The sequence below is a fragment of the Cupriavidus sp. D384 genome (genome assembly GCF_001652915.1).
Taxonomy (GTDB): Bacteria; Pseudomonadota; Gammaproteobacteria; order Burkholderiales; family Burkholderiaceae; genus Cupriavidus.
In genome coordinates, this window is record NZ_BBQI01000005.1 from 91,790 (window position 1) to 117,145 (window position 25,356).

The following is a 25,356-nucleotide window of genomic DNA, read 5'->3' on the forward strand; positions in this document are numbered from 1 at the left end:
GCACGCACAAAAGTTCTTTCTTCTTTTGGCGCACGTGTTTCGTCATTGCCCGCAGCCCGCTGCGGTGACGTGCGCCACGCATTCGTCCACGACTTTCTCCTCCCCCGATTCCGCCATGTCCACGTTCCCCGAGTACCGTCCCCGCCGCATGCGTCGCGATGACTTCTCGCGCCGCATGATGCGCGAGAACCGCCTGTCGCCCGATAACCTGATTTATCCGGTGTTCATCCTGGACGGCCAGAACAAGCGCGAATCCGTGGCGTCGATGCCCGGCGTGGAACGCGTGTCGGTGGACCTGCTGATGGCTGTGGCCGAAGACTGCGTGAAGCTGGGCATTCCCGTGATCGCCCTGTTCCCGGTCATCGATCCCTCGCTGAAGACCCCCGATGGCATCGAGGCCACCCGCGCCGAAGGCCTGGTGCCCCGCGCCGTGCGCGCGCTGAAGGACCGCTTCCCAGAACTCGGCGTGCTGACCGACGTGGCGCTCGACCCGTACACCAGCCACGGCCAGGACGGCGTGCTGGACAAAAACGGCTATGTCATCAACGACATCACCGTCGACATCCTGGTCAGGCAGGCGCTGGTCCAGGCCGAGGCCGGCGTGGACATCGTCGCACCGTCCGACATGATGGACGGCCGCATCGGCGCCGTGCGCGCCGCGCTGGAAGAAGCCAACCACATCCACACACGCATCATGGCCTACTCGGCCAAGTACGCGTCGGCCTTCTATGGCCCGTTCCGCGATGCAGTCGGCTCGGCCGCCAATCTGGGCAAGGGCAACAAGATGACCTACCAGATGGACCCGTCCAACACCGACGAAGCACTGCGCGAAGTGGGCCAGGACATCATGGAAGGCGCCGACATGGTGATGGTGAAGCCCGGCATGCCGTACCTGGACATCGTGCGCCGCGTGAAGGACGAGTTCCGCTATCCGACCTACGTCTACCAGGTCAGTGGCGAATACGCGATGCTCAAGGCCGCCGCCCAGAACGGCTGGCTGGATCACGACAAGGTCATGATGGAATCGCTGCTGGCGTTCCGCCGCGCCGGCGCCGACGGCATCCTTACCTACTTTGCACGCGATGCCGCACGCCTGCTGAAGGCCGCCGGCTGACCGGCCGACATTGCCGCATGCAACTGCTCGGCTTCTCGGCCAGCCAGGTACACCCGCTCGCGACGCTGGACGCCGCGCGCGACTTTCTTTCCGGAAACGCCGCGGCGCGCTTTGTCTGGGCTGACTTTGGCACCGACGAGGTGACTCCCGCGCCTGGCGCGTGGCGAGACCGTCTGGTGGCGTTGACCGGCGCGCCCATTCTTGACCTGCACCTGGCCGACGCCACCAATCCAGCGCATCCGTCGTTCTTCGACACGACCAATGCGTATGACATGGTGATCTTCCGCAAGCTGACCTTCGAGACCAGCCGGCAGTTTGCCGAGGCGGATGCCGCGCAGGCCGGCGCAGCCGGTGATACCGTCATGGCAGCGACAACGGTCTCGACGGCCCCCGCAACGGCCACGGCCGTCCCGCCGACTGTCGCTCCGCCGCCACAGGCCGGCGCGGCAGCCGTGCCGATCCCGGCGCCTCGCAAGGCCTCGCGCAAGTACGCGCCGGGATTTTTGCCCGCGCTGGCGCGCATCGACACCCAGCCGGTGGCATTTTTCGTGTTCGACAATGTGCTGGTCACCGTGCGCCCGTCGCCGTCGCGCACCATCGACCTGGTCAGGCAACGGCTGCTGGACACTTGCGGCTCGCCGCAATCCGCGCCGGCGCGCGCCAACGGCACCGCGTCACTGATGCATGGGATTCGACCGCCCACGCGGCCAGAAGACCTGATGTTGCGGCTGCTGAACGCCATGGTGGACCGCTACCTGGATCTGCGGACACCGCTCACGCGGCAACTTGACCGCTGGCAACGCGCGCTGCTGAGCGCCCGGCAGAGCTTTTCGAGCTGGGAAGGCCTGCTCGACGCGCGTATCCAGTTGCGGCGGCTTGAAAACCTGAGTGAGGAGCAGCGCGACGCGCTGCAGGAATTCCGCGACAGCCTGCTCGACAACCGCTACAGCACCGGCGACGGCGACCCCGGCGCCGCCAGCCGTGACGAAGTGCTGCTCGTGCGATTGACCGACCTGATGGAGCACATCATGCGGGTCCTGGCGCACGCCCGGCGGCTCGAGGACTCGATCGAGTCAGCCGTGCAGATTCACTTCTCGGCCGTGGCCCACCGCACCAACCGCACCATGCGCGCGCTGACGATCATCACGGCCCTGTTCATGCCGCTGACGCTGATTACGGGAGTGTTCGGCATGAACTTCGCGCGCATGCCGTGGCTGCAGGAGCCGGACGGCTTCTGGTGGTCGATCGGCCTGATGGGCGGCGTGGTGGCCACCATTGCGGGAATCTGGGCGCTGGGGCGCTGGCTGGATCGATAGACTTCGCCCGGCCCGCCGCCCGGTGGAGCGTACTCAGGTCTGCGGCGCCTTGCCGAACGCGCGCTCCAGGCTGTCCAGGAAGCGGTTCGCCGACTGATAGCCGATCACGCGCACCGGCCGCTCGCGCCCGTCCGCTCCGAACAGGATGATCCCCGGCGGGCCAAACAGTCCAAAACGCTTCAGCAGCGCCTTGTCATCGGCGTTGTTGGCCGTGACATCAGCCTGCAGCAGCACGACGTTGGACAGGCGGGCCTTGACCTTCGCATCGGGGAACGTCAGCTTTTCCATCTCCTTGCAGCTGACGCACCAATCCGCATAGAAATCGAGCAACACCGGCCGGCCCGCCGCAGCGGCCTGCGCAACGCGCGCGTCCAGTTCCGCCACGCTGCGCACGCGTTCAAAGCGCACGGCGTCCTTGGCGACTGGCTGGCCCTGCGCACCCGCCAGGCCACTCAGATGCGACAGCGGCTGCAGGGGATCGCGTCCACCGGACGCCACACCCACGATCTGGATGGCGCCGGCCAGCGCGGCCAGCAATCCAAGGCCCTTGCCCAGGCGCAGCAACCCGCGCGGATCCGGCCCCAGCGCGTCGAACGCACCCAGGTACACGGCCGCGACAAGCAGCAAGGCCGCCCAGGCCAGCATTACCACCCAGGCCGGCAGCACCGGCGTGACCATCCAGATCGCCACGCCAAGCAGCAGGAAGCCGAAGAAGCGCTTGGTGGCCTCCATCCATTTGCCCGCACGCGGCAGCAGGTTGCCCGCGCCCACGCCTACCAGCAGAAGCGGCACGCCCATGCCCAGCGCCATCGCCAACAACGCGGCGCCACCCGTCAAGGCATCGCCGCTCTGGGCGATGTAGGCCAGGGCACCCGCCAGCGGCGCGGTCACGCACGGCCCGACAATCAGCGCCGAAAGGGCGCCCATCGCCACTGCACCGGCAACCTGGCCGCCCTGCCGGCGATTGGACGACTCGGTCAGGCGGGTCTGCCAGCGCTGGGGGAGTTGCAGTTCGTAAAGGCCGAACATCGACAAGGAAAGCCCGATCATCAGCAGCGCAAACAGGCCCAGCACCCAAGGCGTCTGCAGCGCGGCCGACAGACCCTCGCCGGCCAGCCCCGCCGCCACGCCCACGGCGGTGTAGACCACGGCCATGCCCAGCACATAGGCCAGCGACACGACAAAGGCACGGCCACGCGTGACGTGCTCGCCCACCACGATCGACGACAGGATGGGCACCATCGGCAGCACGCACGGTGTAAATGTCAGCAGCAGCCCAAGCCCGAAGAACAGCGCGCCGATTAGCGGGAGGCTGCGGCTCGCCAGCGCACCGGCAATGCGATCGTTCTCGTCGATCTGGGCGCCGCGTACCGCAGATGACCGCGGTGCCTCGTTCGCGGGAGTGTCCGCCTGAGGTGCGGCGGGCGTCGACCGGGCTGGCGCGCTGCGGTCACCGAAAAGATTGCCCAGCGCCGACCCGCCAACCTTGTACATGCTTTCCATCGGCGGATAGCACAGCCCCTTGTCCGCGCAGCCCTGCGATGTCACCACCAGCGTCCAGCGTCCATCGGCTGGCGCCTGCTCGACCGGCACCTTGACGACGACGGCGCCCCGGTAGGTCTCCATATCCTTGCCGAAGGTCTCGTCGAAATGGACCTTCCCCTGCGGCATGGCCGGCGCCCCCAGCTTGACACCCGCTGGCTGCGCGGCAAAGGCAAAGCGCTCGCGGTACAGGTAGTAGCCGTCTGCGACGTCGAACCGGACCTCGATGGTTTGGGGATCGATCTGCCGGGCGGCAAACCTGAACGCCTGTTCGGGTGGCAGGAAGTCGTCTTCCGTCGCTGCCCGGGCACCGCTCCAGGTCACAAGGCACACGAGGAACACCAGGGCGATTGCGACAATATGACGCAACGCACGCGCCCACTGAAGCGTCCCCTGCGCCGCATCGGAGCGTGCTCCGAAGGCGCGCGCGGCACCGTCGAGCCATGTTCCGTTCCTGCTGATCCCCGACATTCCCATGTGTTGTTCCGATACTTGTTGTTCTGGCTTCAGGGCTGGCCTGGCGCCCCTGTGGCTTCCGCTCGGACCCACCCCAGGTAGGCTGGCAATCCGGCCGCCAGCGGCCACGCAATGAGCTCTGGCACGTCGTAGGGGTGCTCGGCGCGGATCACGGCTTCCAGCGCCGCATACTGGCCCTGCGTGGTCTTGATCAGCAGCGGCCATTCCTGCGCCTGCTCCAGCTGGCCTTGCCACCAGTATTCGGACTGGCACGGCGCCAGCCGGTTCACGCAGGCCGCCACCCTGGCTTCCAGCACGGCGCGCGCCACGCGGGCGGCGGATGCTTCGTCAGGCAGGTTGGTCATCGCCATCCAGACCGATTCTGCCGGTTCCGGGGCCTTGGCGCCATGAGAGGAGTCTGAGAGTGTCATGCGTGGATACGGGCACAAAACAAAAGAGCCAGGCAAAAGCCTGGCTCGATTGTAGTGCCGTGTCCGATAACCCGTCAGCGGGGACGGGATCGGTCATCACTTATTCCGCAGCTTCTTCAGCCGGGGCTTCGGTGATTTCCGGACGGTCCACCAGCTCGACCAGCGCCATCGGCGCATTGTCGCCCTGACGGAAGCCGAACTTCAGGATACGGGTGTAGCCGCCCGGACGGGTGGCGTAACGCGGGCCCAGTTCGGTGAACAGCTTGGTGACCATGTCGCGGTCGCGCAGACGGGCAAAAGCCAGACGGCGGTTGGCAACGGTGTCCTTCTTGGCCAGCGTGATGAGCGGCTCGACAACCTTGCGCAGTTCCTTGGCCTTGGGCAGGGTGGTCTTGATCAGCTCGTGCTGGAACAGCGAGTTGGACATGTTGCGCAGCATCGCGAGACGGTGCGACGAGGTGCGGTTCAGTTTCCGCAGACCATGACGGTGACGCATGATGATTCCTTTCGATTACAGTGTTTGACCAGCTCTTCTATCGCCTTGCCTGCTGGAAGCGGGCTCGGGCGCGGGCCGGTAGTGCTACGGTGCCGCCGGCGGAATTGCCAGCGGCGCGTTGACAGTGGAGCCGCCTTGCGACGGCTCCACCCGCCAATTACTTCTCCAGACCTGCGGGCGGCCAGTTCTCGAGCTTCATGCCGAGCGTCAGGCCACGCGAAGCCAGGACTTCCTTGATCTCGTTGAGCGACTTGCGACCCAGGTTCGGGGTCTTGAGCAGTTCGTTCTCGGTACGCTGGATCAGGTCGCCGATGTAGTAGATGTTTTCGGCCTTCAGGCAGTTGGCCGAACGCACCGTCAGCTCGAGGTCGTCCACCGGGCGCAGCAGGATCGGATCGATCTGCGGTGCGCGGCTCGAAGCAGCCTCGGCGGCCGACTCGGTGCCTTCCAGCGCGGCGAACACCGACAGCTGGTCCACCAGGATACGGGCCGACTGGCGAATCGCTTCCTCCGGCGAGATCACGCCGTCGGTTTCGATGTTCATCACCAGCTTGTCCAGGTCGGTACGCTGTTCCACACGAGCCGATTCCACGGCGTACGAAACGCGGCGCACCGGCGAGAACGAGGCGTCCAGCACGATACGGCCGATCACCTTGCCCGACTCGTCGCCGAACTTGCGCACGTTGCCCGGCACGTAGCCGCGGCCTTGCTCGACCTTGATCTGCATGTCGAGCTTGCCGCCTGCGGACAGGTGGGCAATGACGTGACCCGGGTTGATGATTTCGACATCGTGCGGCAGCTCGATATCGGCCGCCGTGACCACGCCTTCGCCATCCTTGCGCAGCGACACCGTGACTTCGTCACGGTTGTGCAGCTTGAACACCACGCCCTTCAGGTTGAGGAGCAGGTTGACGACGTCTTCCTGCACGCCATCGATGGTGGAATACTCGTGGACGACCCCAGCGATCGTGACCTCAGTCGGCGCATAACCGACCATCGACGACAGCAGGACGCGACGCAGCGCGTTACCAAGCGTATGCCCATAACCGCGTTCAAACGGCTCCATCACGACTTTGGCGTGGTGGTCGCCCAGCGGTTCGACGGCGATGATTTTTGGCTTGAGGAGTGCTGTTTGCATTAGGTTGTCCTTTTCAATACCCTCGGCTCGTTACACCGATAAGGCTGACGTTTGGAACCTGAGAAAACCCATCGCATGATGGGCAATAAGCCCGGCGCGCCGCATGGCGCGCCGGGCTGAAAGCGAAGCCTTGTGGATAAGGCAAGCGCTGAACCGTTCGAATCTCGGTTCGCGATTAACGCGAATACAGTTCGACGATCAGGCTTTCGTTGATGTCGCCCGAAATATCGGCGCGATCCGGAGCCTGCTTGAACGTGCCTTCGAACTTCTTGGCATCCACGGCAACCCAGGTCGGGAAGCCCGATTGTTCAGCCAGCGACAGGGCTTCGGCGATACGAACCTGCTTCTTCGACTGTTCGCGGATCGACACGATGTCGCCAGACTTGACCTGGGCCGACGGCACGTTCAGCGGCTGACCGTTCACCAGGATCGCCTTGTGCGAAACCAGCTGACGCGCTTCAGCGCGGGTCGAGCCAAAGCCCATGCGGTACACGACGTTGTCCAGACGCGATTCCAGCAGTTGCAGCAGCTTTTCGCCGGTGTTGCCCTTGCGGCGGTCGGCTTCGGCGAAGTAGCGGCGGAACTGACGCTCCAGCACGCCGTAGATGCGCTTGACCTTCTGCTTTTCGCGCAGCTGGTTGCCGTAGTCGGACGTACGGGCGCCCGAGGTGCGGCCGTGCTGGCCCGGCTTGCTGTCCAGCTTGCACTTGTCGGCCAGCGAGCGGCGTGCGCTCTTCAGGAACAGATCGGTGCCTTCGCGGCGGGAAAGTTTGGCCTTCGGGCCGGTATAACGTGCCACTTTATCTTCCTTTGATCGATCGCGACGCCATCAGGACGCGCCGCGAGTCCGTCACCTACTGTGACGGACGGTGGGCTTATGGTTCTTCATCCGCAATGGCCAGGCCACGCAGAGGCAACGCAAAAGCATGACGATATCGCCCTCGCCGAGGCGGCAGCCTCTAGGCGCGGACGCAAAACGAAAGCCCGCCGCAAAAAATTGCAGCAGGCCAACGCGGGATACTACCACAGACCGGAGATACGGGGTAAGACCCTGATCGCGTCTCCGGCAAGCCTGGCGCTTAGATACGGCGGCGCTTCGGCGGACGGCAGCCGTTGTGCGGCACCGGCGTCACATCTTCGATCACCGAAATCTTGATGCCCAGCGCGTTCAGCGCACGGACAGCCGATTCGCGACCCGGGCCCGGGCCCTTGATGCGCACTTCCAGGTTCTTGATACCCTGGTCTTGCGCCACGCGGCCGGCGTTCTCAGCGGCAACCTGGGCTGCAAACGGGGTCGACTTGCGCGAACCCTTGAAGCCCTGGCCACCAGCGGTCGCCCACGACAGGGCGTTGCCCTGGCGGTCGGTGATCGTGATGATGGTGTTGTTGAACGAAGCGTGGACGTGCGCAATGCCGTCGGCAACGTTCTTCTTGACCTTCTTACGCGCGCGCTGGGCGGCGTTATTCGGACCTTTTGCCATTCGTCTATTCCTCTGCCTTCGGCTTTACTTCTTCAGTGCCACGCCGGCCTTGCGCGGACCCTTACGGGTACGGGCGTTGGTGCGGGTACGCTGGCCGCGGAGCGGCAGACCTTTGCGGTGACGCATGCCACGATAGCAACCAAGGTCCATCAGACGCTTGATGTTCATCGTGGTTTCACGACGCAGGTCACCCTCGACCGTGACCTTGCCCACTTCGTCACGAAGCTTTTCCAGGTCGGCGTCGGTCAGATCCTTGACCTTCTTGTCAAACGGTACACCGGTGGCCTCGCAAATCTTGCGGGCGCGCGAGCGGCCGACACCATAAATAGCCGTCAGGCCGATTTCGGTGTGCTTGTGGTTCGGGATGTTAACCCCTGCGATACGTGCCATTCGTCAATCCTCTTTCCGATTAGCCTTGGCGTTGCTTGTGGCGGGGATCCGACGAGCAGATCACGCGCACGACACCGTTGCGCTTGATGATTTTGCAGTTGCGGCAAATGCGCTTAACAGAAGCCAGCACTTTCATGATTTTCCTCTTCCTTCAATTCCAGTTCGCTTCACTTCGTCCGGAAGACGATACGTGCGCGAGACAGATCATATGGAGTCAGCTCAACCGTCACCTTGTCACCCGGAAGAATCCGGATGTCGTTCATTGCATCCTGCCGGAGATGTGCCCCAGTACTTCGTGGCCATACTCCAGTTTGATACCGAACGTCGCGTTGGGGAGATTTTCCAGGACCTCCCCTTGCATCTGGATGACGTCGTCCTTTGCCATACCTGGTGCCCGTCCCGACCCCGGCTTCCTAGCGTAAGGTCAGGTTACCCTTGAAATTCGCCTTCTTCAGCAGCGACTCGTACTGCTGCGACATGACATAGGACTGTACCTGTGCCATGAAGTCCATCGTGACAACCACGATGATCAGCAGTGAGGTTCCGCCGAAATAGAACGGAACGTTCCAGCGCAGCACCAGGAATTCCGGCAACAGGCAGACCAGCGTGATGTAAATCGCACCAGCCAGCGTCAGGCGCACCAGGATCTTGTCGATGTAGCGCGTCGTTTGCTCGCCTGGACGGATGCCCGGAATGAAGGCTCCACTTTTCTTCAGGTTGTCTGCCACTTCACGGCTGTTATAGACCAGAGCCGTATAGAAGAAGCAGAAAAATACAATTGCAGTCGCATACAGCAGGATGTAGACCGGCTGGCCCGGCGACAGCGTGGCAGCCAGGTCCTTGATGAACCGGCCAACCGCACCCGTCGAGTCAGACGTGAACCAGCCTGCAATCGTCGCCGGGAACAGAATGATCGACGATGCAAAGATCGGCGGAATCACCCCTGCCATGTTCAGCTTCAGCGGCAGGTGCGACGACTGACCGCCGTACACCTTGTTGCCGACCTGACGCTTGGCATAGTTCACCAGGATCTTGCGCTGGCCACGCTCGACAAACACCACGGCGTAGGTCACACCAGCCACGATCGCCACGATCAGGATCGCCGCGATGATGCTCATGGAACCCGTACGGACCAGTTCAAACAGTCCGCCGATCGCATTGGGCAGGCCCGCCGCGATACCACCGAAGATGATGATCGAAATACCGTTGCCCAGACCGCGCTCGGTAATCTGCTCACCCAGCCACATCAGGAACATCGTGCCGGTCACCAGCGTGATTACCGCCGTGGCCCGGAACATCAGACCCGGATCAATAACCAGGCCTGGCTGCGACTCCAGCGCCACCGCAATCGACAACGCCTGGAACGTGGCCAGAACCACGGTGCCGTAGCGTGTGTATTGCGTAATCTTCCGTTGCCCTGCCTGCCCTTCCTTCTTCAGCGTCTCCAGCTGCGGCAGCACGATCGTCAGCAATTGCATGATGATCGACGCCGAGATGTACGGCATGATGCCGAGCGCGAAGACGGTAAAGCGCGACAGCGCACCGCCCGAGAACAGGTTGAACATCCCGAGGATGCCACCCGACTGACTCTGGAAAAGCTTCGCAAGCTGGTCCGGATCGATTCCCGGCACCGGAATATGTGCACCGATGCGGTAGACGATCAGGGCCAGCACCAGGAACATAAGACGGCGCTTGAGATCGCCGTACTTAGCCGTGTTCCTGGCCTGCGCGCTTGCATTGGGTTTCGCCGTGGCCAAACGATGCTCCGACTGTGACTTCGCCTATGCTGCGAATGCTACTGCGTAATTACGCTTCGATCTGGCCGCCAGCGGCTTCGATCGCAGCCTTGGCGCCAGCGGTGGCACCCAGACCCTTGATCGTCACCTTGCGGGACAGTTCGCCAGCCTTGATGACCTTCGCGCTCTTGACCAGCTCGCCCACGAGGCCAGCTTGCTTCAGGACCAGCAGGTCCACTTCGGCAGCTTCCAGGCGTTCGATGTCGCGCAGGGTCACTTCAGCGGTGAAGGCCTTGGTCAGCGAGGTAAAACCACGCTTCGGCAGGCGACGATACAGCGGCATTTGACCGCCTTCGAAGCCAACCTTGTGGAAGCCGCCCGAACGCGACTTCTGACCCTTGTGACCACGACCAGCCGTCTTGCCCAGGCCGGAGCCGATACCGCGGCCGACGCGACGCTTGGCGTGCTTCGAACCGTCGGCCGGTTTCAGGTTGTTCAGTTGCATGTTGCTCTCCGAGTCCCGATCAGGCCAGAACCTTGACCAGGTACGAGACCTTGTTGATCATGCCGCGCACGGCGGGCGTGTCCTGCAGCTCCGAAACGGAGTTCAGGCGACGCAGGCCCAGGCCACGTACGGTGGCGCGATGATCCTCGCGCGTACCGATCAGGCTACGCACGAGTTGCACTTTTACGGTTTTCTGCGACATTTCGTTCACCTTAGCCGAGGATGTCTTCGACCGACTTGCCACGCTTGGCGGCGATTTCGCCCGGCGTGCTCATCTTGGTCAGACCATCGATGGTGGCGCGAACCATGTTGTACGGGTTCGTCGAACCGTGCGACTTGGTCACAACGTTCGTCACACCCATCACTTCGAAGATCGCGCGCATCGGACCACCGGCGATCACGCCGGTACCTTCCTTGGCGGGCATCATCAGCACCTTGGCGGCGCCGTGACGGCCAACAACTTCGTGTTGCAGCGTGCCGTTCTTCAGCGAGACCTTGACCATCTTGCGACGGGCTTCGTCCATTGCCTTCTGCACGGCCACCGGAACTTCCTTGGCCTTGCCCTTGCCCATGCCGATGCGGCCATCGCCGTCACCAACCACGGTCAGCGCAGCGAAACCGAGGATACGGCCACCCTTCACCACCTTGGTGACACGGTTGACCGAGATCATCTTCTCGCGGAGGCCGTCGTCGCGTTCGTCCTGTTGGACTTTTGCTTGCATCTTTGCCATGACGTATCTCTCTTTGAGCGCTTAGAACTTGAGGCCGGCTTCACGCGCGGCATCAGCCAGGGCCTTCACGCGGCCGTGGAAGCGGAAGCCACCACGATCGAACGCGACGGTTTCCACGCCAGCAGCCTTTGCCTTTTCGGCAACGCGCTTGCCCACGAGGGTGGCGGCGGCAACGGTAGCACCGCTGCCAGTCAGTTCCTTGCGCACTTCTGCCTCGGCGGTCGAAGCCGAAGCCAGCACTTGCGTGCCGCACGGCGAGTACACCTGAGCGTAAATATGCGTATTGGTACGGAACACGGTCAGACGATTGATCTTCAGTTCCGCGATTTTCGCGCGGGTCTGACGTGCACGGCGCAAACGAGCGTCTTTCTTGTTCATCTCTGGACCCCTTACTTCTTCTTGGTTTCCTTCAGGATGACGCGCTCGTCAGCGTAACGAACACCCTTGCCCTTATAGGGCTCGGGCGGACGGTACGCGCGAACTTCCGCGGCAACCTGACCGACTTTCTGCTTGTCAGCACCCTTGATCACGATCTCGGTCTGCGTCGGCGTTTCGGCCTTCACGCCTTCCGGCATTTCGTGAATCACATCGTGCGAGAAACCAAGCTGGAGCTTCAGCGCGGCGCCTTGCAGTTGAGCGCGGTAACCCACGCCAACCAGCTGCAGCTTGCGCTCGAAACCGGTAGTCACGCCCTTGACCATGTTTGCCGCCAGGGCGCGCATGGTGCCTTGCAGGGCGTTTGCTTCACGCGATTCGTCAGCCGGTTCGAAAGTCAGCGTGCCATCGGCAACGTTGGCCTTCACCAGGCTGTGAATCGGCTGGGTCAGCGTACCGAGCGGGCCCTTAACGGAGAGCACGCCAGCCGCCACATTAACTTCCGCGCCTTTCGGCAGCGCGATGGGAGCCTTACCTACACGGGACATGTTTGCTCCTTACGCGACGTAGCAGAGAACTTCGCCGCCCACGCCAGTGGCACGTGCCTTGCGGTCGGTCATCAGACCCTGCGGGGTCGAGATGATCGCCACACCCAGGCCGTTCATCACTTGGGGGATGTCGCTGCGGCCCTTGTACACGCGCAGACCCGGCTTCGAAACGCGCTCGATGCGCTCGATCACCGGACGGCCGGCGTAATACTTCAGACCAATGGTCAGTTGCGCCTTGCCGCCATCTTCCTGAACCGAGTAGTCGTCGACGTAGCCTTCGTCCTTCAGGACTTTGGCGATCGCAACCTTCAGTTTGGACGAGGGCATGACCACCGACGCCTTCTGCACGCCCTGGGCGTTGCGAATGCGCGTCAGCATATCGGCGATAGGATCGCTCATGCTCATACTGTTTCTCCTGTAGCCTGTGCGTAATTACCAGCTGGCTTTCGTCAGACCCGGGATTTCGCCCTTGAAGGCGATTTCGCGGATCTTGTTACGCGCCAGGCCAAACTTGCGGAAGGTACCGCGGGGACGACCGGTGATCGCGCAGCGGTTACGCTGGCGAGTCGGGTTAGCGTTGCGCGGGAGCTTCTGCAGCTCGAGGCGCGCCAGATAACGCTCTTCTTCCGACTTTTCTTGGTCGTCAATAATGGCCTTGAGGTTTGCGCGCTTGTCGGCGTACTTCGCCACGAGCTTTGCGCGCTTCTTCTCACGTTCAATCAGAGCCAGTTTAGCCACGGTTACCCCTTAATTACGGAACGGGAACTTGAACGCGTTCAGGAGAGCCTTGGCTTCCTCGTCGTTCTTAGCCGTCGTCGTGATGCTGATGTTCAGACCACGCAGTGCGTCGATCTTGTCGTACTCGATTTCGGGGAAAATGATCTGCTCTTTCACACCGATGTTGTAGTTACCACGACCGTCGAACGATTTGCCCGAAACGCCACGGAAGTCACGCACGCGCGGCAGGGCCACGGTCACGAAACGGTCCAGGAATTCGAACATACGCTCACCGCGCAGGGTCACCATCGCGCCGATGGGGTAGCCCTGACGGATCTTGAAGCCGGCGATGGCCTTCTTGGCCTTCGTCACAACGGGCTTCTGACCGGCGATCTTGGTCAGGTCACCGACTGCCAGCTCAATGACCTTCTTGTCATTGATCGCTTCGCCCAGACCCATGTTCAGGGTGATCTTGGTGAAACGCGGCACTTCCATGACCGACTTGTAGCCGAACTGCTTCATCAGCGCCGGCACAACCTGTTCTTTGTAAAACTCTTGCAGACGTGCTGTCATGCTCAACTCCTATCTGTGCCCAGAATCAAGCGGCCAGGACGGCACCGGTCGTCTTCAGCACGCGCACGCGCTTGCCGTCTTCGACCTTGATACCGACACGCGACGGCTTGCCATTGGCATCCACGAGCGCAACGTTGGAAATATGCAGCGGCATCAGCTTGTCGACCACGCCACCGGTGGTACCCAGCATCGGGTTCGGGCGAGCGTGCTTCTTGGCAACGTTCACGCCTTCAACCACGACCTTGTCGCCTTGCACTGCCTGGACGGCACCGCGCTTGCCCTTGTCCTTGCCGGTCAGCACGATGACTTCGTCGCCTTTGCGAATCTTGTTCATGGCGGCTCCTTACAGCACTTCCGGAGCGAGCGACACGATCTTCATGAAGCGCTCGGTACGGAGTTCACGAGTCACCGGCCCGAAGATACGGGTGCCGATCGGCTCGAGCTTGTTGTTCAGCAGTACGGCGGCATTGCCGTCGAACTTGACGAGCGAACCGTCAGCGCGGCGCACGCCCTTGGCGGTACGCACGACGACTGCGTTATAGATGTCGCCCTTCTTCACGCGACCGCGCGGCGCTGCGTCCTTCACGGTCACCTTGATGATGTCGCCCACGCTCGCGTAGCGGCGCTTGGACCCACCCAGTACCTTGATGCACAGCACTTCGCGCGCACCGGTGTTATCGGCCACTTCGAGCCGGCTTTCTGTCTGAATCATGGTGTTATCTTCCCAACTTAATCCGTCAGGTCTTCTGGTATGAAGCCCGTCGGTCAGTCTTGGTCCCGTCGGAGCCAGGCATTGCGCCAGCACCGCTTGGGTTGATCAACTTGGAAGTCGGTAGTGCCCGCACCCAAAACTACCGGATGCCAGCCCTTGCTCGCCCTACAGGCCCGCCCGGGTGGTACTGCTAAGGCGAACGCAATAAAGCGGAAGTCCAGGATTATAGCAACATAATCCTGGACTTGCAAGTCAGCAAAGTACTGTTGTACTTAGATGACGCGCGCAGCTTCTACCAGCCGGGAAACCACCCAGGACTTGGTCCGCGACAGCGGACGCGTTTCCTGGATTTCAACCTTGTCGCCTTCCTTGTACTGGTTGGCTTCGTCGTGTGCGTGGTACTTCTTCGAACGCAGCACGTACTTGCCGTACAGGGGATGCTTGACGCGGTTTTCGATCAGGACCGTAACGGTCTTGTCCATCTTGTCGCTCACGACACGGCCCACGAGGGTCCGGTGAAGCTTTGCTTCAGTCTTCGCAGCTTCGGTCATTTCGCGTTCGCCTTCTCGGTCAGCACGGTTTGCACACGCGCGATGTCCTTGCGCACCTTCTTCAGCTGGCTGGTGTTCTGCAGCTGTTGGGTGGCCTTTTGCATGCGCAGGCTAAATTGGGCCTTCAGCAGCTCGGAGAGCTCCTGGTTCAGGCCTGCGGCGTCCTTGCCGCGCAGTTCGGATGCTTTCATCCCAATCTCCTTACGTACCGACCTGACGCACCACGAAATTCGTGGCGATCGGCAGCTTGGCGGCGGCGAGACGGAACGCCTCACGTGCCAGCTCTTCGCTAACGCCATCCATTTCGTACAGCATCTTGCCCGGCTGAATTTCAGCCACGTAGTATTCCGGGTTGCCCTTACCGTTACCCATACGGACTTCGGCAGGCTTCTTCGAAATCGGCTTGTCCGGGAAAATCCGGATCCAGATGCGGCCGCCACGCTTGATGTGACGGGTCATCGCACGACGTGCCGACTCGATCTGACGAGCGGTCAGACGGCCACGGCCCATTGCCTTCAGGCCGAATTCGCCGAAAGACACGGCGTTACCACGGGTAGCCTTACCCGTGTTGCGGCCCTTCTGCTCCTTGCGATACTTCCTACGCTTAGGTTGCAGCATTCTTATTCTCCACTCTTCGCGTCTGCGCCAGGCGCAGCGCGACGACCAGCACCGGCACCACCGCGGCGGTTGCCCGACGGACGGCCTTCGCCTTCACGGCGGCGGCCTTCCGGGCGACCCGGACGACGACGACGGTCTTCTTGCGGCTCTTCCACCACAGGCGCGTCATTGCGGCCCAGGTGATCGCCCTTGTAGACCCACACCTTGACACCGATGATGCCGTAGGTGGTTTCGGCTTCCGAGAAGCCGTAGTCGATGTCGGCACGCAGGGTGTGCAGGGGCACGCGGCCTTCGCGGTACCACTCGGTACGTGCGATTTCAATACCGTTCAGACGGCCCGAGCTCATGATCTTGATGCCTTGGGCACCCAGACGCATGGCGTTCTGCATCGCGCGCTTCATGGCGCGACGGAACATGATGCGGCGCTCGAGCTGCTGCGTGATCGAATCGGCGATCAGCTGCGCATCGGTTTCCGGCTTGCGGATTTCTTCGATGTTCACGTGCACGGGCACACCCATGCGACGTTGCAGCTCGGCCTTCAGCAGTTCGATGTCCTCACCCTTCTTGCCGATCACCACGCCCGGACGCGAGCTATAAATGGTGATACGTGCATTACGGGCCGGACGCTCGATCACAACACGGCCAACCGATGCGTTCTTGAGCTTCTTCTTCAGAAACTCGCGAACTTCGATGTCTTCTTTCAGCATGCCGGCGAACTTCGTGTTGTTGGCGTACCAACGCGAAGCCCAGTTACGGCTGACGGCCAGACGGAAGCCAGTCGGATGAATCTTCTGTCCCATCGTGACTCCTTAGTTGCCGAGCGTCACAGTGATGTGACAGGTTTGTTTCTCGATGCGGTTGCCGCGGCCCTTCGCCCGTGCGGTGAAGCGCTTGAGCGAGGTTGCCTTGTCGACGAAGATCGTCTTGACCTTCAGTTCGTCGATGTCGGCGCCTTCGTTGTGCTCGGCGTTGGCGATGGCCGATTCGACCACCTTCTTAACGATCCCGGCAGCCTTTTTCGGGCTGAACGTCAGGATGTTGAGCGCGCGCTCGATCGGCAGACCGCGGATCTGGTCAGCAACCAGGCGCGTCTTCTGGGCGGAGATACGGGCACCGCGATGAATCGCTTTCACTTCCATGATGGCACCTTACCTCTTCGCTTTCTTGTCAGCCGCATGGCCCTTGAACGTGCGAGTGATCGCAAATTCGCCGAGCTTGTGGCCAACCATGTTTTCCGTCACGTACACAGGCACGTGTTGACGGCCGTTGTGGACGGCGATCGTCAGCCCGATGAAATCAGGCATGATCGTCGAACGACGCGACCATGTCTTGATGGGCTTCTTGTCCTTGCCGCCTGCAGCTGCTTCTACCTTCTTCAGCAGATGGTCGTCGCAGAACGGACCCTTTTTTGCGGAACGAGTCATATCTTTAGCTCCTACCTACCGATTAGCGCTTGTGGCGGCGCTGGACGATCATGCTGTCCGTGCGCTTGTTGCTGCGGGTACGGTAACCCTTGGCCGGGGTACCCCACGGCGAAACCGGGTCGCGACCAGCAGCAGTCTTGCCTTCACCACCACCATGCGGGTGGTCCACCGGGTTCATCACCACGCCGCGAACGGTCGGGCGAATACCGCGCCAGCGCGTGGCACCGGCCTTGCCGATCACACGCAGGCTGTGCTCTTCGTTGCCCACTTCACCGATGGTGGCGCGGCATTCGATATGCACGCGACGCACTTCACCGGAGCGCAGACGAACCTGAGCGTACAGGCCTTCACGGGCCAGCAGCACGGCGGAACCGCCAGCAGCGCGGGCAACTTGCGCGCCCTTGCCAGGCAGGATTTCCACGTTGTTGATCGTGGTACCAACCGGGATGTTGCGGATCGGCAGGTTGTTACCGGCCTTGATCGGGGCTTCCGAGCCGTTCATCAGGGCCTGGCCAGCTACCATGCCCTTGGTGGCGATGATGTAGCGGCGCTCGCCGTCGGCGAACAGCACCAGCGCGATGTTCGCGCTGCGGTTCGGATCGTATTCCAGGCGCTCGACCTTGGCGGGGATGCCGTCCTTGTCGCTGCGCTTGAAGTCGACCACGCGGTAGTGGTGCTTATGACCACCGCCCTTGTGGCGGGTGGTGATATGACCGTTGTTGTTACGACCCGACTTCTGGAATTGCTTTTCCAGCAGCGGAGCGTGCGGGGCGCCCTTGTGAAGGTCCTTGTTGACCACCTTCACCATCGAGCGACGACCCGGGGAAGTCGGCTTGGTCTTGACGAGTGCCATGATTACTTGGCCTCCGCTTCAAAATTGATTTCCTGACCCGGCTTCAGCGCCACGTATGCCTTCTTGACGTGGTTGCGACGGCCCATGAAGCGGCCAAAGCGCTTTTGCTTGCCCTTCTGGTTCAGGATCTGAACGGACTGCACCTCGACCTTGAACAGCAGTTCGACGGCGGCCTTCACTTCTGCCTTGTTGGCATCGCGAGCCACTTCGAACACAACCTGTTCGTTCTTGTCGGCGACCAGGGTTGCCTTTTCGGAAACCACCGGCGCGAGCAGCACCTGCATCAAACGATGATCGTTCTTGGCTACTTGCGTCATTTCAGCAACTCCTCGATCTGCGCGACAGCTGCCTTCGTCACGAGCACCTTCTTGTAGTGCACCAGCGACAGCGGATCAGCGTGACGCGGCTCCACGACTGCCACGTTGGGCAGGTTGCGCGAAGCCAGGTAGAGGTTTTCGTCGAGGCTGTCGGTGATGATCAGCACCGAGTCCAGGCCCATGGCCTTGAACTTGTCGGCCAGCAGCTTCGTCTTGGGTGCGTCGACAGCGAAACCGTCCACTACGTTGATACGACCTTCACGTGCGAGCTGCGAGTAAATCGAGCGCATACCGGCACGGAACATCTTCTTGTTGACCTTCTGGCTGAAGTTCTCTTCCGGCGAATTCGGGAAGATACGGCCACCGCCACGCCACAGCGGCGAGGACGACATACCGGCACGAGCACGGCCCGTACCCTTCTGGCGCCACGGCTTCTTGGTCGTGTGCTTGACCTCTTCGCGGTCCTTCTGCTTGCGGTTACCGCTACGGGCGTTCGCCTGATAGGCAACGACGATCTGGTGAACCAGAGCTTCGTTGTAGTCACGGCCGAACACTTCCGGCGAGGCTGCAACGCCAGCGCCGACTTGACCGTTGTCCTGGAGGAGCTTGAGTTCCATTACATGCGCTCCTTAAGCTTTGGCCTTGACGGCCGGGGTCACGATGACCTTGCCGCCCTTGGAACCGGGGATGGCGCCCTTGACCAGCAGCAGCTTGCGCTCTGCGTCGATCTTGGCGATCTCGAGGTTTTGCACCGTGCGGGTGACGTCACCGAGGTGACCCGTCATGCGCTTGCCCGGGAACACGCGGCCCGGATCCTGCGCCATACCGATGGAACCCGGCACGTTGTGCGAACGCGAGTTACCGTGGGTGGCACGACCCGAAGCGAAGTGGTAGCGCTTGATGGTACCGGCGTAGCCCTTACCGATGGTCACGCCCTGCACGTCGATCTTCTGACCGACCTGGAACAGGTCGACCGACAGCGAACCGCCAGCTTGCAGTTCGGCAGCCTTGGCTGCATCGATGCGGAATTCTTTGATGATTTCGCCAGCTTCCACGCCGGCTTTGGCGAGATGACCCGCCAGCGGCTTGGTGACGCGGCTTGCGCGCCGGCTGCCGAAGGTGACTTGAACCGCGGTATAACCGTCGGTCTCGTCCGTCTTGATTTGCGTCACGCGGTTGTCGCCGACCTCGACCACGGTAACGGGAATCGAATCACCGTCGTCCGTGAAAATACGGGTCATGCCAACCTTGCGACCTACAAGGCCAAGGCTCATGGTTTGCTCCATTCCCAGCTGCGATTGGCCGGGGCTGATTGATACACGAAACTGTGCGATTTGCGGGTTGCGCGAAAAGGATTGCGCTGACCAAAACGGTCCCCACTACCCGGAGAAACGGGTAGCCTTACAATATAACGCAGTGGTTTGGAAAGGGCAAGTTGATTTGCCGAATTCCCCGCCTGACCGTGCGTCTGGCGTCAGAATTTGGCGAAATTGCGACGCGAAGCCGACTTGCGGCGGCGCGATGGCCGCCGAAGCAGGCAATTCAGGCAGCCAGGCGGACGAAATCGCCCCCGTAGAACACCAGCGGATCGCCCTCGGAGGCCGAAAAGCCTTCGACGGCACCGACGATCAGCAGATGATCGCCCAGCGCATCGGCCCGCTGGACGCGGCATGACAGCGTGGCGAGCGCTTCGTCCAGATAGGGGACCCCGGCCGGGCATCGCCAGTGCGGCACATCCGCGAACTTGTCGGCCTGGGGCGTGGCAAAGCGGCGCGCCAGTTCGCCGTGGCCCGCGCGCAGGATGCTGACGCCAAATGCCTCGCCTGGCGCGAACAGGCCGGCATTCGGCGAGTGTGTCGCCAGGCTCCACAAGATCAGCGGCGGGTCCAGCGACAGCGAGGCGAAGGAATTGATGGTCAGGCCAACCGCCCTGCCCCCAGGCCCGCATGCGCCGATGATCGCTACGCCGGTGGCAAAGCGTCCGCAAACCCGACGCAATGCGCGCGGATCCGGGGCAGCGGACGGCGTGGCTGCGCGTTCCATGATCGGCGGTGCCATCTCAGGCCGCCTTGACCAGTTGCTGGTCGATCAGCTGCTGGCACGCCGCGGGGTCGGTCCACCACGGGAAGTAGTCGGGCGGGTTGTCGAAGCCGTTGGCAATACGGGCGGCCAGCACCGGCGACTGGCCCGCTGCGCCGAGCAGGCCGAGGATATGCGGCGGTGGCGGCGTGAGCAGCGAGTTGGTCCAGGTCACCACGCACTGCGCGTACTGCCAGTAGGTATCGAACGTGGCGTTCATCCAGTCGGCGTCGAACGGGCGGCCGCCATGGGCCAGGATGGCGTCCAGATAGACCTTGCAGCACTTGGCCGCGTTGTTCGAGCCCTGCCCCGTGATGGGATCGTTGACGACCACCGCGTCGGCCATGCCGAAGACCACCCGGCCCGAAGGCAGTGTCATGACCGGCTTGCGCACGGTGGGCGCGAAGCGGCCGGACAGGATGCCGTTGGCATCGGTCAGCGCCACATCTTCGCACCGCTCGGCTTCCCAGGGCAGGTAGGTGCGCAGGATGCGCAGGCTCTCTTCCAGATGCGCCTCGGGGGTGCGGGCGTCGGACCAGCGGTCCATCGGGCCACCGGGAATCCCTTCGAACACCATGATTTCGCATGGGCCGGACAATGTCAGCGCCGGAAAGACGAAGTACTCGCCCACATCGGGAATCAGGTTGAAGCAGACGCGCGAGAACGGCGTGCTGGGGGTCATCCCGGTCACGTACGTCAGCGCCAGCGCACGCTGCGGCGTGGCAAAGGGGCTGCGCGCGGCGTCGCGCTCGAAGCGGCCGACGATCTCGCCCTTGCCGGCCGCCAGCAGCACCAGGTCGTGCTCGCGGGTGAGCGCCTCCAGTTCGTCGACGCCGACATCGACAATGCGCAGGTCGCCGCCGCGCGCCACGAACGCGTCCATCCACGCGGGCATCTTCAGCCGCTGGTCCACGGCCTGCGCCGGACGGTCGAGCCGCGCGGCCCAGTCGATGGCTTTTGCGGCACGCTGTTCGGGATGCGGCACGGCCAGGCCGATGCCCTGCACGGGCGGACAGGCATCATCCCACCAGTTCAGGCCGAGTTCGCGCTCGGTCTGCAGCGCCCGGTCGAACATGCACTGGCTGGACATCACCTTGCCCGCGCGGATCTGCTCCGGCGTGCGGTTCGACAGCAGCGTCACCCGATAGCCCCTGGCCTGCAGGCCCAGGGCCATCTGCAATCCGGACTGGCCGGCCCCGACGATGGCAATGCGTTGGCTCATGGTTGTCTCCGTGATCTATGTTCGAAGGGGTTCAGCCGGCGAGTTTGCCGATGGCGGGCACGTTCTGCTCGGGGCCCATGGCCGCGTAGCCGCCGTCCACCGCGTAGTCGGCGCCGGTCACGAAGCTCGCGTGGTCGGAGCACAGGAACAACACCACCTGCGCCACCTCGTCGGGCTCGCCAACGCGGCCCAGCAGGTGGAACGGCGCCGCCACGGCGTCGGTGCGGGCGCGATTGCCGCCGCTCACTTCGTCCATCAGCCGGCACCATGTCCAGCCTGGCGACACCGAATTCACGCGGATGTGGTCGGGCGCCAGGTCCATCGCCATGTTGCGCGTCAGCTGCGCCATGGCCGCCTTCGACACCGGGTACAGCCACCGTCCGGTCTGCGCCACACGTGCCGAGATACTTGTGAAATTGACGATGGCGCCGCCGCCACGCGCACGCATGTGCGGATGCACGGCCTGCGCGAGCATCACGCCCGAGACCACGTTCACGTCCAGCGCTGCCAGCCAGTCGGCCCGCGTGGAGCGCAAGCCATCATCCAGGTAGGTGCAGGCCAGGTTGACCAGGAAGTCGATCTGACCAAAGCGCTTCGCCACCTGCGCCACCGCGCCGCTGACCTGATCGTCCTGCGTGATATCGGCATGGATGAACATCGCCATGGGCCCCAGGGCCGCGGCCACGCGCTCGCCGCCCTCGGCGTCGATATCGAGGATCGCCACGCGCGTGCCCGCTTCCACAAAGGCACGGGCAACGCCTGCGCCGATCAGCGTGGCCCCGCCGGATATGACGGCAACCTTGTCCTGCAAGCCCTTCATGATGGTGTCTCCAGTTGAGATGCCGGACGGCCTCTGGCGTGCCGCCCTGGCGGTGCGACCCGGACGGTGGCTATTTGCCTTCGCTTTGCTGCCAGCGCGCCATCAGCGTGTTGGACGGCAACGTCTCGTCGAGCAGCTTGCGCGCCGTTTCCACACCGGCCACCGGCAAACCCTTGGGGTCCAGCAGGCCGATCTGCACCAGCACGCTGGCCTGGTCCCAGTAGATGTGCTCGTGATAGAGCTTGTCGCCCCGGAACTTGACGATGGCGATCAGCGGCACCTCCACGCGCTTGCCGGTTGGCGGCACGCCGGGCAGCATCCAGTCGATCTCGCAGGTGTGGGTGAAGCAGAACAGCATTTCGTCCACCACCTGGCTGGCGCCAATCGTGCGCGACAGCGGAATCAGCGTGGTGTCCGGCGGGTTGCTATGGACGAAGTGATGCTGGTAGAAGCGCTTCAGCTCGCGATAGCCCACGCCGCCGGTCATCGTCGGAATGTGGTTGACGTAGGGCTGGGGCACCATCGTGGCCATGGTGGCGTCAACGTCGCGGGTGGCGAATTCGTATTCGCAGTGCTTGTCCCAGAGTCCGGAAAAATCGTAGTGCGGACCCATTTCGGCGCGCAGTGCGGCGATGGACCGCTGGTGCGCCATCAGCGCCGATGCCTTGTCGAAGTGTTCGCCGCCGACGCGCGCGAAGGCGTGGTCCATGCCCGGGTACACATACAGCTCGACATTGGCGCGGCCGTCCAGCGCCGCGCGGATGCGTGCCTGCGCTTCTGGCGGACAAAAGCCATCCCGCTCCGCCACATGCAGCACCAGGCGGCCACGGATCTTGTCGGCCTCGGCCAGCGCGTGCTCGATGCCCACGCCGTAATAGCCCACCGCGCAGGCCACGTCGGGCAGCCGGCACGCCGCCAGGTAGGCCAGCTTGCCGCCCAGGCAGAACCCCAGCACGCCGGTCTGGCCAACGCATTCGGGGCGCTGGCGCAACGCCGCCAGCGCGGCGCCCACGTCCTGCACACCCTTGTCCTCGTCAAACTGCTGGTACAGCCCGAGCGCACGCTGGAAGTCCCCGCCCCTGTCGGTCAGTTCGATGCCCGGTGCGATGCGCCAGAACAGGTCCGGCACCAGCACGGTATAGCCTTCCTCGGCGTAGTAGTCCGCCACCTGGCGCATCGTCGGATTAACGCCAAAAATCTCCTGACACAACACGATGCCGGGGCCCTTGCCGGCCGCCGGGGTGGCGAGGTAACCGCTGAAACTGCCGTCCTGGGTCTCGATCTGGATGGTCTGGCCCATGCTTTTTTGCTCCTGTGGGTTCGGTGGATATGGCCGCTGCAGGCCTCCGCCCTTGCCTTCATGATCGGAGACCCGCAGTGCAGCAAACTAGCCGCCGGCTGCAGCGACTATCCGATTAGTGCAGGAAAGTGCGTCGCTGTTCAAGCTGCGCGACGGGGGGACTGGCGAATCCGCTATAGTGGTGCGCAGCGATTCTGCCGCCGCGCACCGTGCCAGGCGGCCGAATGGCTGCCGGAATCATGCGGTGCGCACGCTGGGCCGGGGACGGCCAATCCCCCGTAGTGGCGGCAGTGCCCGGGCCGGCCCGCCAGGAGCGAGACATGCTGCAGCTGCCCCCCACTGCCCCGGCCGCGCCGCCGCTGGCAGGTGCCCTGCTTCACGACCCCGCGCGACTCGTGTTCGATTCCGACGATCTCGACACCACACGCGCCCGGGTCGGCGCCGTCTTCAAACCCCATCGGCTTACCCTGCATGGCAGCACGCTGCACGCGCGGATGCATCACGCACCACTTGGGGCGGTCTCGTTCAACCGGCTGGCTTACGGCGGCGACGTGACGATCGACCCCGGCCCGCTTGGCGACTTTCTGCTGGTGCAGATGCCGATGGCCGGCCAGGCCGATATCCATTGCGGCGGCCAGCACATTGTTTCCGATCCCGGCCTGGCCTCGGTGCTGACCCCGAGCGAGCCACTGCGCATGCGCTGGAGCGCCGACAACGACCAGTTGATCGTGCGCATCGAGCGCAGCGCGCTGGAGCGGGTCTGTTCCGCCTACCTGGGGCACAAGCCGTACCAGCCGCTGCGTTTTCAACTGGATATGGCCTGGCGCGGCGCTGGCTGGCATGCGCTGATCCAGTACCTGGCCGAAACGCTGGCTCGTGCGCCCGAAGCGGCCTGCCACCCGCTGACGGCGTGCCAGCTCGAACAACTGGTAATAGGTACGCTGCTGACCTGCCAGCCTCACAGCCTGACGGACACGCTGCGCCAGCACGGCAAGCCCCTGGCGCCGCGCCATGTAAAGGTGGTCGAGGAATATATCCATGCACATGCCGACGCCGCCCTGACGCCGGCGCAATTGGCAGAGATGGCTGGCGTCAGCCTGCGCAGCCTCTACGCCGGATTCCGCGAGCATCGCGGCCTGAGCCCGATGGCCTATCTGCGCACGGTGCGGCTGGAACGGGTACGGCAGGATCTGCTCAATGACGTGACGCTGTCGTCAGTCACGGCCGCAGCGCTGCGCTGGGGCTTTGCCCACCTGGGGCGGTTCAGCGCCGAGTACCGGCGTGCATTCGGAGAGTGCCCGGCCGAAACGTTGCGGCGGCGCGGACGGGGCTGAACGGGGGCGTTCGGGGCGCCAGGCACGGCGCCAGCCCACAAAACAAAAACGGCGAACCGAAGTTCGCCGCTTTCGCTGGATCAGACCGCCGGGGCGATCCGAAACATACTTACACCTTGATCTCGACGTCCACGCCGGCCGGCAGGTCGAGCTTCATCAGCGCGTCGACGGTCTTGTCCGTCGGATCGACGATGTCCATCAGGCGCTGGTGAGTGCGGATCTCGAACTGATCGCGGCTGGTCTTGTTGACGTGCGGCGAACGCAGGATGTCGAAGCGCTGGATGCGGGTCGGCAGGGGCACCGGGCCCTTGACGATCGCGCCGGTACGCTTGGCGGTATCCACGATTTCGGCGGCCGACTGGTCGATCAGGCGATAGTCGAAAGCCTTCAGGCGGATACGGATCTTCTGGTTCTGCATGATTGTTCCTTAAAAGAGCGATGGGCAGTGAGCCCGGATTATAGGGGACATGCCTGCAGGCATGTCCCAGGAAGGTTGCTTAGTCGAGGATCTTTGCCACAACGCCGGCGCCGACGGTACGACCACCTTCGCGGATAGCGAAGCGCAGGCCTTCTTCCA

General features: G+C 63.1%; 37 protein-coding genes and 2 pseudogenes. 3 read left to right on the forward strand and 36 right to left on the reverse strand.

Annotation, left to right across the window (positions count from 1 at the left end; all coding sequences use genetic code 11):
* The first annotated feature begins 115 nt into the window (after nt 1-115).
* Both hemB and A9J21_RS01610 read left to right on the forward strand, forming a co-directional pair.
* Nucleotides 116-1,114, forward strand: a complete 999-nt coding sequence (hemB, locus tag A9J21_RS01605; RefSeq protein WP_066731227.1) for a porphobilinogen synthase — start codon at nt 116-118, stop codon at nt 1,112-1,114.
* Nucleotides 1,115-1,131: 17 nt separating this feature from the next.
* A complete protein-coding gene (locus A9J21_RS01610) occupies nt 1,132-2,430 on the forward strand; it encodes a magnesium transporter CorA family protein (protein ID WP_066731229.1) in 1,299 nt (432 codons plus the stop codon).
* Between the two features lie 33 nt (nt 2,431-2,463).
* On the opposite strand, the gene dsbD is transcribed toward A9J21_RS01610, so the two are convergent.
* The 34 genes and pseudogenes from dsbD to A9J21_RS01780 all read right to left on the reverse strand — a co-directional run bounded on the left by dsbD (nt 2,464) and on the right by A9J21_RS01780 (nt 23,445).
* Nucleotides 2,464-4,449, reverse strand: coding sequence for a protein-disulfide reductase DsbD (gene dsbD, locus A9J21_RS01615; protein ID WP_404851336.1), 1,986 nt, complete (start codon nt 4,447-4,449; stop codon nt 2,464-2,466).
* Between the two features lie 29 nt (nt 4,450-4,478).
* Entirely contained in the window at nt 4,479-4,859 is a 381-nt protein-coding gene (cutA, locus tag A9J21_RS01620; protein WP_066731233.1) for a divalent-cation tolerance protein CutA, read from the reverse strand.
* Nucleotides 4,860-4,959: 100 nt separating this feature from the next.
* Nucleotides 4,960-5,355: a 50S ribosomal protein L17 gene (rplQ, locus tag A9J21_RS01625; RefSeq protein ID WP_008642987.1), complete on the reverse strand. Its 396-nt coding sequence runs from the start codon at nt 5,353-5,355 to the stop codon at nt 4,960-4,962.
* Between the two features lie 157 nt (nt 5,356-5,512).
* Entirely contained in the window at nt 5,513-6,493 is a 981-nt protein-coding gene (locus A9J21_RS01630; RefSeq protein ID WP_066731234.1) for a DNA-directed RNA polymerase subunit alpha, read from the reverse strand.
* 175 nt (nt 6,494-6,668) lie between these two features.
* A complete protein-coding gene (gene rpsD / locus A9J21_RS01635; protein WP_066731235.1) occupies nt 6,669-7,292 on the reverse strand; it encodes a 30S ribosomal protein S4 in 624 nt (207 codons plus the stop codon).
* A gap of 280 nt (nt 7,293-7,572) precedes the next feature.
* Nucleotides 7,573-7,974, reverse strand: a complete 402-nt coding sequence (gene rpsK, locus A9J21_RS01640) for a 30S ribosomal protein S11 (RefSeq protein WP_066731240.1) — start codon at nt 7,972-7,974, stop codon at nt 7,573-7,575.
* A 24-nt stretch (nt 7,975-7,998) separates the two neighbouring features.
* Nucleotides 7,999-8,364 carry a 30S ribosomal protein S13 gene (gene rpsM, locus A9J21_RS01645; protein ID WP_011299299.1) on the reverse strand — a complete coding sequence of 122 codons (366 nt, stop codon included), beginning with the start codon at nt 8,362-8,364 and terminating at the stop codon, nt 7,999-8,001.
* A 19-nt stretch (nt 8,365-8,383) separates the two neighbouring features.
* Nucleotides 8,384-8,500 carry a 50S ribosomal protein L36 gene (rpmJ, locus tag A9J21_RS01650; RefSeq protein WP_008642959.1) on the reverse strand — a complete coding sequence of 39 codons (117 nt, stop codon included), beginning with the start codon at nt 8,498-8,500 and terminating at the stop codon, nt 8,384-8,386.
* A 31-nt stretch (nt 8,501-8,531) separates the two neighbouring features.
* Nucleotides 8,532-8,749: pseudogene (gene infA / locus A9J21_RS01655) on the reverse strand (translation initiation factor IF-1).
* Nucleotides 8,750-8,777: 28 nt separating this feature from the next.
* A complete protein-coding gene (gene secY / locus A9J21_RS01660; RefSeq protein WP_066731241.1) occupies nt 8,778-10,121 on the reverse strand; it encodes a preprotein translocase subunit SecY in 1,344 nt (447 codons plus the stop codon).
* A gap of 49 nt (nt 10,122-10,170) precedes the next feature.
* Nucleotides 10,171-10,605, reverse strand: a complete 435-nt coding sequence (gene rplO / locus A9J21_RS01665; RefSeq protein ID WP_008642954.1) for a 50S ribosomal protein L15 — start codon at nt 10,603-10,605, stop codon at nt 10,171-10,173.
* Nucleotides 10,606-10,624: 19 nt separating this feature from the next.
* Complete coding sequence (gene rpmD, locus A9J21_RS01670; protein WP_008642953.1) at nt 10,625-10,807, reverse strand: 50S ribosomal protein L30; 183 nt, start codon at nt 10,805-10,807, stop codon at nt 10,625-10,627.
* A gap of 10 nt (nt 10,808-10,817) precedes the next feature.
* Nucleotides 10,818-11,336: a 30S ribosomal protein S5 gene (gene rpsE / locus A9J21_RS01675; protein ID WP_066731242.1), complete on the reverse strand. Its 519-nt coding sequence runs from the start codon at nt 11,334-11,336 to the stop codon at nt 10,818-10,820.
* A gap of 21 nt (nt 11,337-11,357) precedes the next feature.
* The gene (gene rplR, locus A9J21_RS01680; RefSeq protein ID WP_066731243.1) at nt 11,358-11,714 is read right to left on the reverse strand and encodes a 50S ribosomal protein L18; all 357 of its coding nucleotides are present in this window, start codon (nt 11,712-11,714) and stop codon (nt 11,358-11,360) included.
* A gap of 11 nt (nt 11,715-11,725) precedes the next feature.
* Nucleotides 11,726-12,259, reverse strand: a complete 534-nt coding sequence (gene rplF, locus A9J21_RS01685; RefSeq protein WP_066731245.1) for a 50S ribosomal protein L6 — start codon at nt 12,257-12,259, stop codon at nt 11,726-11,728.
* Between the two features lie 9 nt (nt 12,260-12,268).
* Nucleotides 12,269-12,664 carry a 30S ribosomal protein S8 gene (gene rpsH, locus A9J21_RS01690; RefSeq protein ID WP_019451029.1) on the reverse strand — a complete coding sequence of 132 codons (396 nt, stop codon included), beginning with the start codon at nt 12,662-12,664 and terminating at the stop codon, nt 12,269-12,271.
* A 27-nt stretch (nt 12,665-12,691) separates the two neighbouring features.
* Entirely contained in the window at nt 12,692-12,997 is a 306-nt protein-coding gene (gene rpsN, locus A9J21_RS01695) for a 30S ribosomal protein S14 (protein WP_008642942.1), read from the reverse strand.
* A 9-nt stretch (nt 12,998-13,006) separates the two neighbouring features.
* Nucleotides 13,007-13,549 carry a 50S ribosomal protein L5 gene (rplE, locus tag A9J21_RS01700; protein WP_008642941.1) on the reverse strand — a complete coding sequence of 181 codons (543 nt, stop codon included), beginning with the start codon at nt 13,547-13,549 and terminating at the stop codon, nt 13,007-13,009.
* A 25-nt stretch (nt 13,550-13,574) separates the two neighbouring features.
* Entirely contained in the window at nt 13,575-13,883 is a 309-nt protein-coding gene (rplX, locus tag A9J21_RS01705; RefSeq protein WP_066731247.1) for a 50S ribosomal protein L24, read from the reverse strand.
* Between the two features lie 9 nt (nt 13,884-13,892).
* Nucleotides 13,893-14,261 carry a 50S ribosomal protein L14 gene (rplN, locus tag A9J21_RS01710; RefSeq protein ID WP_006576237.1) on the reverse strand — a complete coding sequence of 123 codons (369 nt, stop codon included), beginning with the start codon at nt 14,259-14,261 and terminating at the stop codon, nt 13,893-13,895.
* Between the two features lie 272 nt (nt 14,262-14,533).
* Nucleotides 14,534-14,812 (reverse strand): 30S ribosomal protein S17, encoded by a 279-nt coding sequence (rpsQ, locus tag A9J21_RS01715; protein ID WP_066731249.1) that lies wholly within the window; start codon nt 14,810-14,812, stop codon nt 14,534-14,536.
* On the reverse strand, nt 14,809-15,003 hold the full coding sequence (gene rpmC / locus A9J21_RS01720; protein ID WP_008642937.1) for a 50S ribosomal protein L29: 195 nt from the start codon (nt 15,001-15,003) through the stop codon (nt 14,809-14,811). Before rpmC ends, rpsQ begins: the two co-directional genes overlap by 4 nt.
* Before the next feature lie 10 nt (nt 15,004-15,013).
* Nucleotides 15,014-15,430: a 50S ribosomal protein L16 gene (gene rplP, locus A9J21_RS01725; RefSeq protein ID WP_006576240.1), complete on the reverse strand. Its 417-nt coding sequence runs from the start codon at nt 15,428-15,430 to the stop codon at nt 15,014-15,016.
* 2 nt (nt 15,431-15,432) lie between these two features.
* Nucleotides 15,433-16,230 carry a 30S ribosomal protein S3 gene (gene rpsC, locus A9J21_RS01730; RefSeq protein WP_066731250.1) on the reverse strand — a complete coding sequence of 266 codons (798 nt, stop codon included), beginning with the start codon at nt 16,228-16,230 and terminating at the stop codon, nt 15,433-15,435.
* A gap of 9 nt (nt 16,231-16,239) precedes the next feature.
* Nucleotides 16,240-16,569 (reverse strand): 50S ribosomal protein L22, encoded by a 330-nt coding sequence (rplV, locus tag A9J21_RS01735; RefSeq protein ID WP_066731251.1) that lies wholly within the window; start codon nt 16,567-16,569, stop codon nt 16,240-16,242.
* Nucleotides 16,570-16,578: 9 nt separating this feature from the next.
* Nucleotides 16,579-16,854, reverse strand: coding sequence for a 30S ribosomal protein S19 (gene rpsS, locus A9J21_RS01740; RefSeq protein ID WP_066731252.1), 276 nt, complete (start codon nt 16,852-16,854; stop codon nt 16,579-16,581).
* A 22-nt stretch (nt 16,855-16,876) separates the two neighbouring features.
* On the reverse strand, nt 16,877-17,707 hold the full coding sequence (gene rplB / locus A9J21_RS01745) for a 50S ribosomal protein L2 (protein ID WP_066731254.1): 831 nt from the start codon (nt 17,705-17,707) through the stop codon (nt 16,877-16,879).
* Between the two features lie 2 nt (nt 17,708-17,709).
* Nucleotides 17,710-18,024 (reverse strand): 50S ribosomal protein L23, encoded by a 315-nt coding sequence (rplW, locus tag A9J21_RS01750; protein WP_061956557.1) that lies wholly within the window; start codon nt 18,022-18,024, stop codon nt 17,710-17,712.
* A complete protein-coding gene (gene rplD, locus A9J21_RS01755; protein WP_066731257.1) occupies nt 18,021-18,641 on the reverse strand; it encodes a 50S ribosomal protein L4 in 621 nt (206 codons plus the stop codon). Before rplD ends, rplW begins: the two co-directional genes overlap by 4 nt.
* A 12-nt stretch (nt 18,642-18,653) precedes the next feature.
* Entirely contained in the window at nt 18,654-19,298 is a 645-nt protein-coding gene (gene rplC / locus A9J21_RS01760) for a 50S ribosomal protein L3 (protein WP_066731279.1), read from the reverse strand.
* 268 nt (nt 19,299-19,566) lie between these two features.
* Nucleotides 19,567-20,082, reverse strand: a complete 516-nt coding sequence (locus tag A9J21_RS01765; protein WP_197497439.1) for a flavin reductase family protein — start codon at nt 20,080-20,082, stop codon at nt 19,567-19,569.
* 1 nt (nt 20,083) lies between these two features.
* Nucleotides 20,084-21,325, reverse strand: a complete 1,242-nt coding sequence (locus tag A9J21_RS01770) for a styrene monooxygenase/indole monooxygenase family protein (RefSeq protein ID WP_066731258.1) — start codon at nt 21,323-21,325, stop codon at nt 20,084-20,086.
* A gap of 31 nt (nt 21,326-21,356) precedes the next feature.
* Nucleotides 21,357-22,145 carry an SDR family oxidoreductase gene (locus tag A9J21_RS01775; RefSeq protein WP_066731259.1) on the reverse strand — a complete coding sequence of 263 codons (789 nt, stop codon included), beginning with the start codon at nt 22,143-22,145 and terminating at the stop codon, nt 21,357-21,359.
* 70 nt (nt 22,146-22,215) lie between these two features.
* The gene (locus A9J21_RS01780; RefSeq protein ID WP_066731260.1) at nt 22,216-23,445 is read right to left on the reverse strand and encodes a dienelactone hydrolase family protein; all 1,230 of its coding nucleotides are present in this window, start codon (nt 23,443-23,445) and stop codon (nt 22,216-22,218) included.
* Nucleotides 23,446-23,765: 320 nt separating this feature from the next.
* On the opposite strand from A9J21_RS01780, the gene A9J21_RS01785 reads away from it, so the two are divergent.
* A complete protein-coding gene (locus tag A9J21_RS01785; RefSeq protein WP_066731264.1) occupies nt 23,766-24,779 on the forward strand; it encodes an AraC family transcriptional regulator in 1,014 nt (337 codons plus the stop codon).
* A 109-nt stretch (nt 24,780-24,888) separates the two neighbouring features.
* Here A9J21_RS01785 and rpsJ read toward each other — a convergent pair whose 3' ends face one another.
* The gene (gene rpsJ, locus A9J21_RS01790) at nt 24,889-25,197 is read right to left on the reverse strand and encodes a 30S ribosomal protein S10 (protein ID WP_006160488.1); all 309 of its coding nucleotides are present in this window, start codon (nt 25,195-25,197) and stop codon (nt 24,889-24,891) included.
* Between the two features lie 79 nt (nt 25,198-25,276).
* Nucleotides 25,277-25,356: pseudogene (locus tag A9J21_RS30600) on the reverse strand (elongation factor Tu); the annotation flags it as partial.

Excerpts from the sequence above, each read along its gene's own strand:
- rplP (WP_006576240.1), bottom strand. The coding sequence starts at position 15,430 with ATGCTGCAACCTAAGCGTAGGAAGTATCGCAAGGAGCAGAAGGGCCGC.
- rpsC (WP_066731250.1), bottom strand. The coding sequence starts at position 16,230 with ATGGGACAGAAGATTCATCCGACTGGCTTCCGTCTGGCCGTCAGCCGT.
- A9J21_RS01765 (WP_197497439.1), bottom strand. The coding sequence starts at position 20,082 with ATGGCACCGCCGATCATGGAACGCGCAGCCACGCCGTCCGCTGCCCCG.
- rpsH (WP_019451029.1), bottom strand. The coding sequence starts at position 12,664 with ATGAGCATGAGCGATCCTATCGCCGATATGCTGACGCGCATTCGCAAC.
- rplW (WP_061956557.1), bottom strand. The coding sequence starts at position 18,024 with ATGACGCAAGTAGCCAAGAACGATCATCGTTTGATGCAGGTGCTGCTC.
- cutA (WP_066731233.1), bottom strand. The coding sequence starts at position 4,859 with ATGACACTCTCAGACTCCTCTCATGGCGCCAAGGCCCCGGAACCGGCA.
- dsbD (WP_404851336.1), bottom strand. The coding sequence starts at position 4,449 with ATGGGAATGTCGGGGATCAGCAGGAACGGAACATGGCTCGACGGTGCC.
- rpsS (WP_066731252.1), bottom strand. The coding sequence starts at position 16,854 with ATGACTCGTTCCGCAAAAAAGGGTCCGTTCTGCGACGACCATCTGCTG.
- rpmD (WP_008642953.1), bottom strand. The coding sequence starts at position 10,807 with ATGTCGCAGAAAACCGTAAAAGTGCAACTCGTGCGTAGCCTGATCGGT.
- rpsK (WP_066731240.1), bottom strand. The coding sequence starts at position 7,974 with ATGGCAAAAGGTCCGAATAACGCCGCCCAGCGCGCGCGTAAGAAGGTC.
- A9J21_RS01785 (WP_066731264.1), top strand. The coding sequence starts at position 23,766 with ATGCTGCAGCTGCCCCCCACTGCCCCGGCCGCGCCGCCGCTGGCAGGT.
- rpsJ (WP_006160488.1), bottom strand. The coding sequence starts at position 25,197 with ATGCAGAACCAGAAGATCCGTATCCGCCTGAAGGCTTTCGACTATCGC.
- rplV (WP_066731251.1), bottom strand. The coding sequence starts at position 16,569 with ATGGAAGTGAAAGCGATTCATCGCGGTGCCCGTATCTCCGCCCAGAAG.
- A9J21_RS01630 (WP_066731234.1), bottom strand. The coding sequence starts at position 6,493 with ATGCAAACAGCACTCCTCAAGCCAAAAATCATCGCCGTCGAACCGCTG.
- A9J21_RS01770 (WP_066731258.1), bottom strand. The coding sequence starts at position 21,325 with ATGAGCCAACGCATTGCCATCGTCGGGGCCGGCCAGTCCGGATTGCAG.
- rplF (WP_066731245.1), bottom strand. The coding sequence starts at position 12,259 with ATGTCCCGTGTAGGTAAGGCTCCCATCGCGCTGCCGAAAGGCGCGGAA.
- rplB (WP_066731254.1), bottom strand. The coding sequence starts at position 17,707 with ATGGCACTCGTCAAGACCAAGCCGACTTCCCCGGGTCGTCGCTCGATG.
- rplX (WP_066731247.1), bottom strand. The coding sequence starts at position 13,883 with ATGAACAAGATTCGCAAAGGCGACGAAGTCATCGTGCTGACCGGCAAG.
- rpsE (WP_066731242.1), bottom strand. The coding sequence starts at position 11,336 with ATGGCAAAGATGCAAGCAAAAGTCCAACAGGACGAACGCGACGACGGC.
- A9J21_RS01780 (WP_066731260.1), bottom strand. The coding sequence starts at position 23,445 with ATGGGCCAGACCATCCAGATCGAGACCCAGGACGGCAGTTTCAGCGGT.
- rplN (WP_006576237.1), bottom strand. The coding sequence starts at position 14,261 with ATGATTCAGACAGAAAGCCGGCTCGAAGTGGCCGATAACACCGGTGCG.
- rpmJ (WP_008642959.1), bottom strand. The coding sequence starts at position 8,500 with ATGAAAGTGCTGGCTTCTGTTAAGCGCATTTGCCGCAACTGCAAAATC.
- rplR (WP_066731243.1), bottom strand. The coding sequence starts at position 11,714 with ATGAACAAGAAAGACGCTCGTTTGCGCCGTGCACGTCAGACCCGCGCG.
- rplD (WP_066731257.1), bottom strand. The coding sequence starts at position 18,641 with ATGGAACTCAAGCTCCTCCAGGACAACGGTCAAGTCGGCGCTGGCGTT.
- hemB (WP_066731227.1), top strand. The coding sequence starts at position 116 with ATGTCCACGTTCCCCGAGTACCGTCCCCGCCGCATGCGTCGCGATGAC.
- rplQ (WP_008642987.1), bottom strand. The coding sequence starts at position 5,355 with ATGCGTCACCGTCATGGTCTGCGGAAACTGAACCGCACCTCGTCGCAC.
- rpsM (WP_011299299.1), bottom strand. The coding sequence starts at position 8,364 with ATGGCACGTATCGCAGGGGTTAACATCCCGAACCACAAGCACACCGAA.
- A9J21_RS01610 (WP_066731229.1), top strand. The coding sequence starts at position 1,132 with ATGCAACTGCTCGGCTTCTCGGCCAGCCAGGTACACCCGCTCGCGACG.
- rplO (WP_008642954.1), bottom strand. The coding sequence starts at position 10,605 with ATGCAACTGAACAACCTGAAACCGGCCGACGGTTCGAAGCACGCCAAG.
- rplC (WP_066731279.1), bottom strand. The coding sequence starts at position 19,298 with ATGAGCCTTGGCCTTGTAGGTCGCAAGGTTGGCATGACCCGTATTTTC.
- A9J21_RS01775 (WP_066731259.1), bottom strand. The coding sequence starts at position 22,145 with ATGAAGGGCTTGCAGGACAAGGTTGCCGTCATATCCGGCGGGGCCACG.
- rplE (WP_008642941.1), bottom strand. The coding sequence starts at position 13,549 with ATGACAGCACGTCTGCAAGAGTTTTACAAAGAACAGGTTGTGCCGGCG.
- rpmC (WP_008642937.1), bottom strand. The coding sequence starts at position 15,003 with ATGAAAGCATCCGAACTGCGCGGCAAGGACGCCGCAGGCCTGAACCAG.
- rpsQ (WP_066731249.1), bottom strand. The coding sequence starts at position 14,812 with ATGACCGAAGCTGCGAAGACTGAAGCAAAGCTTCACCGGACCCTCGTG.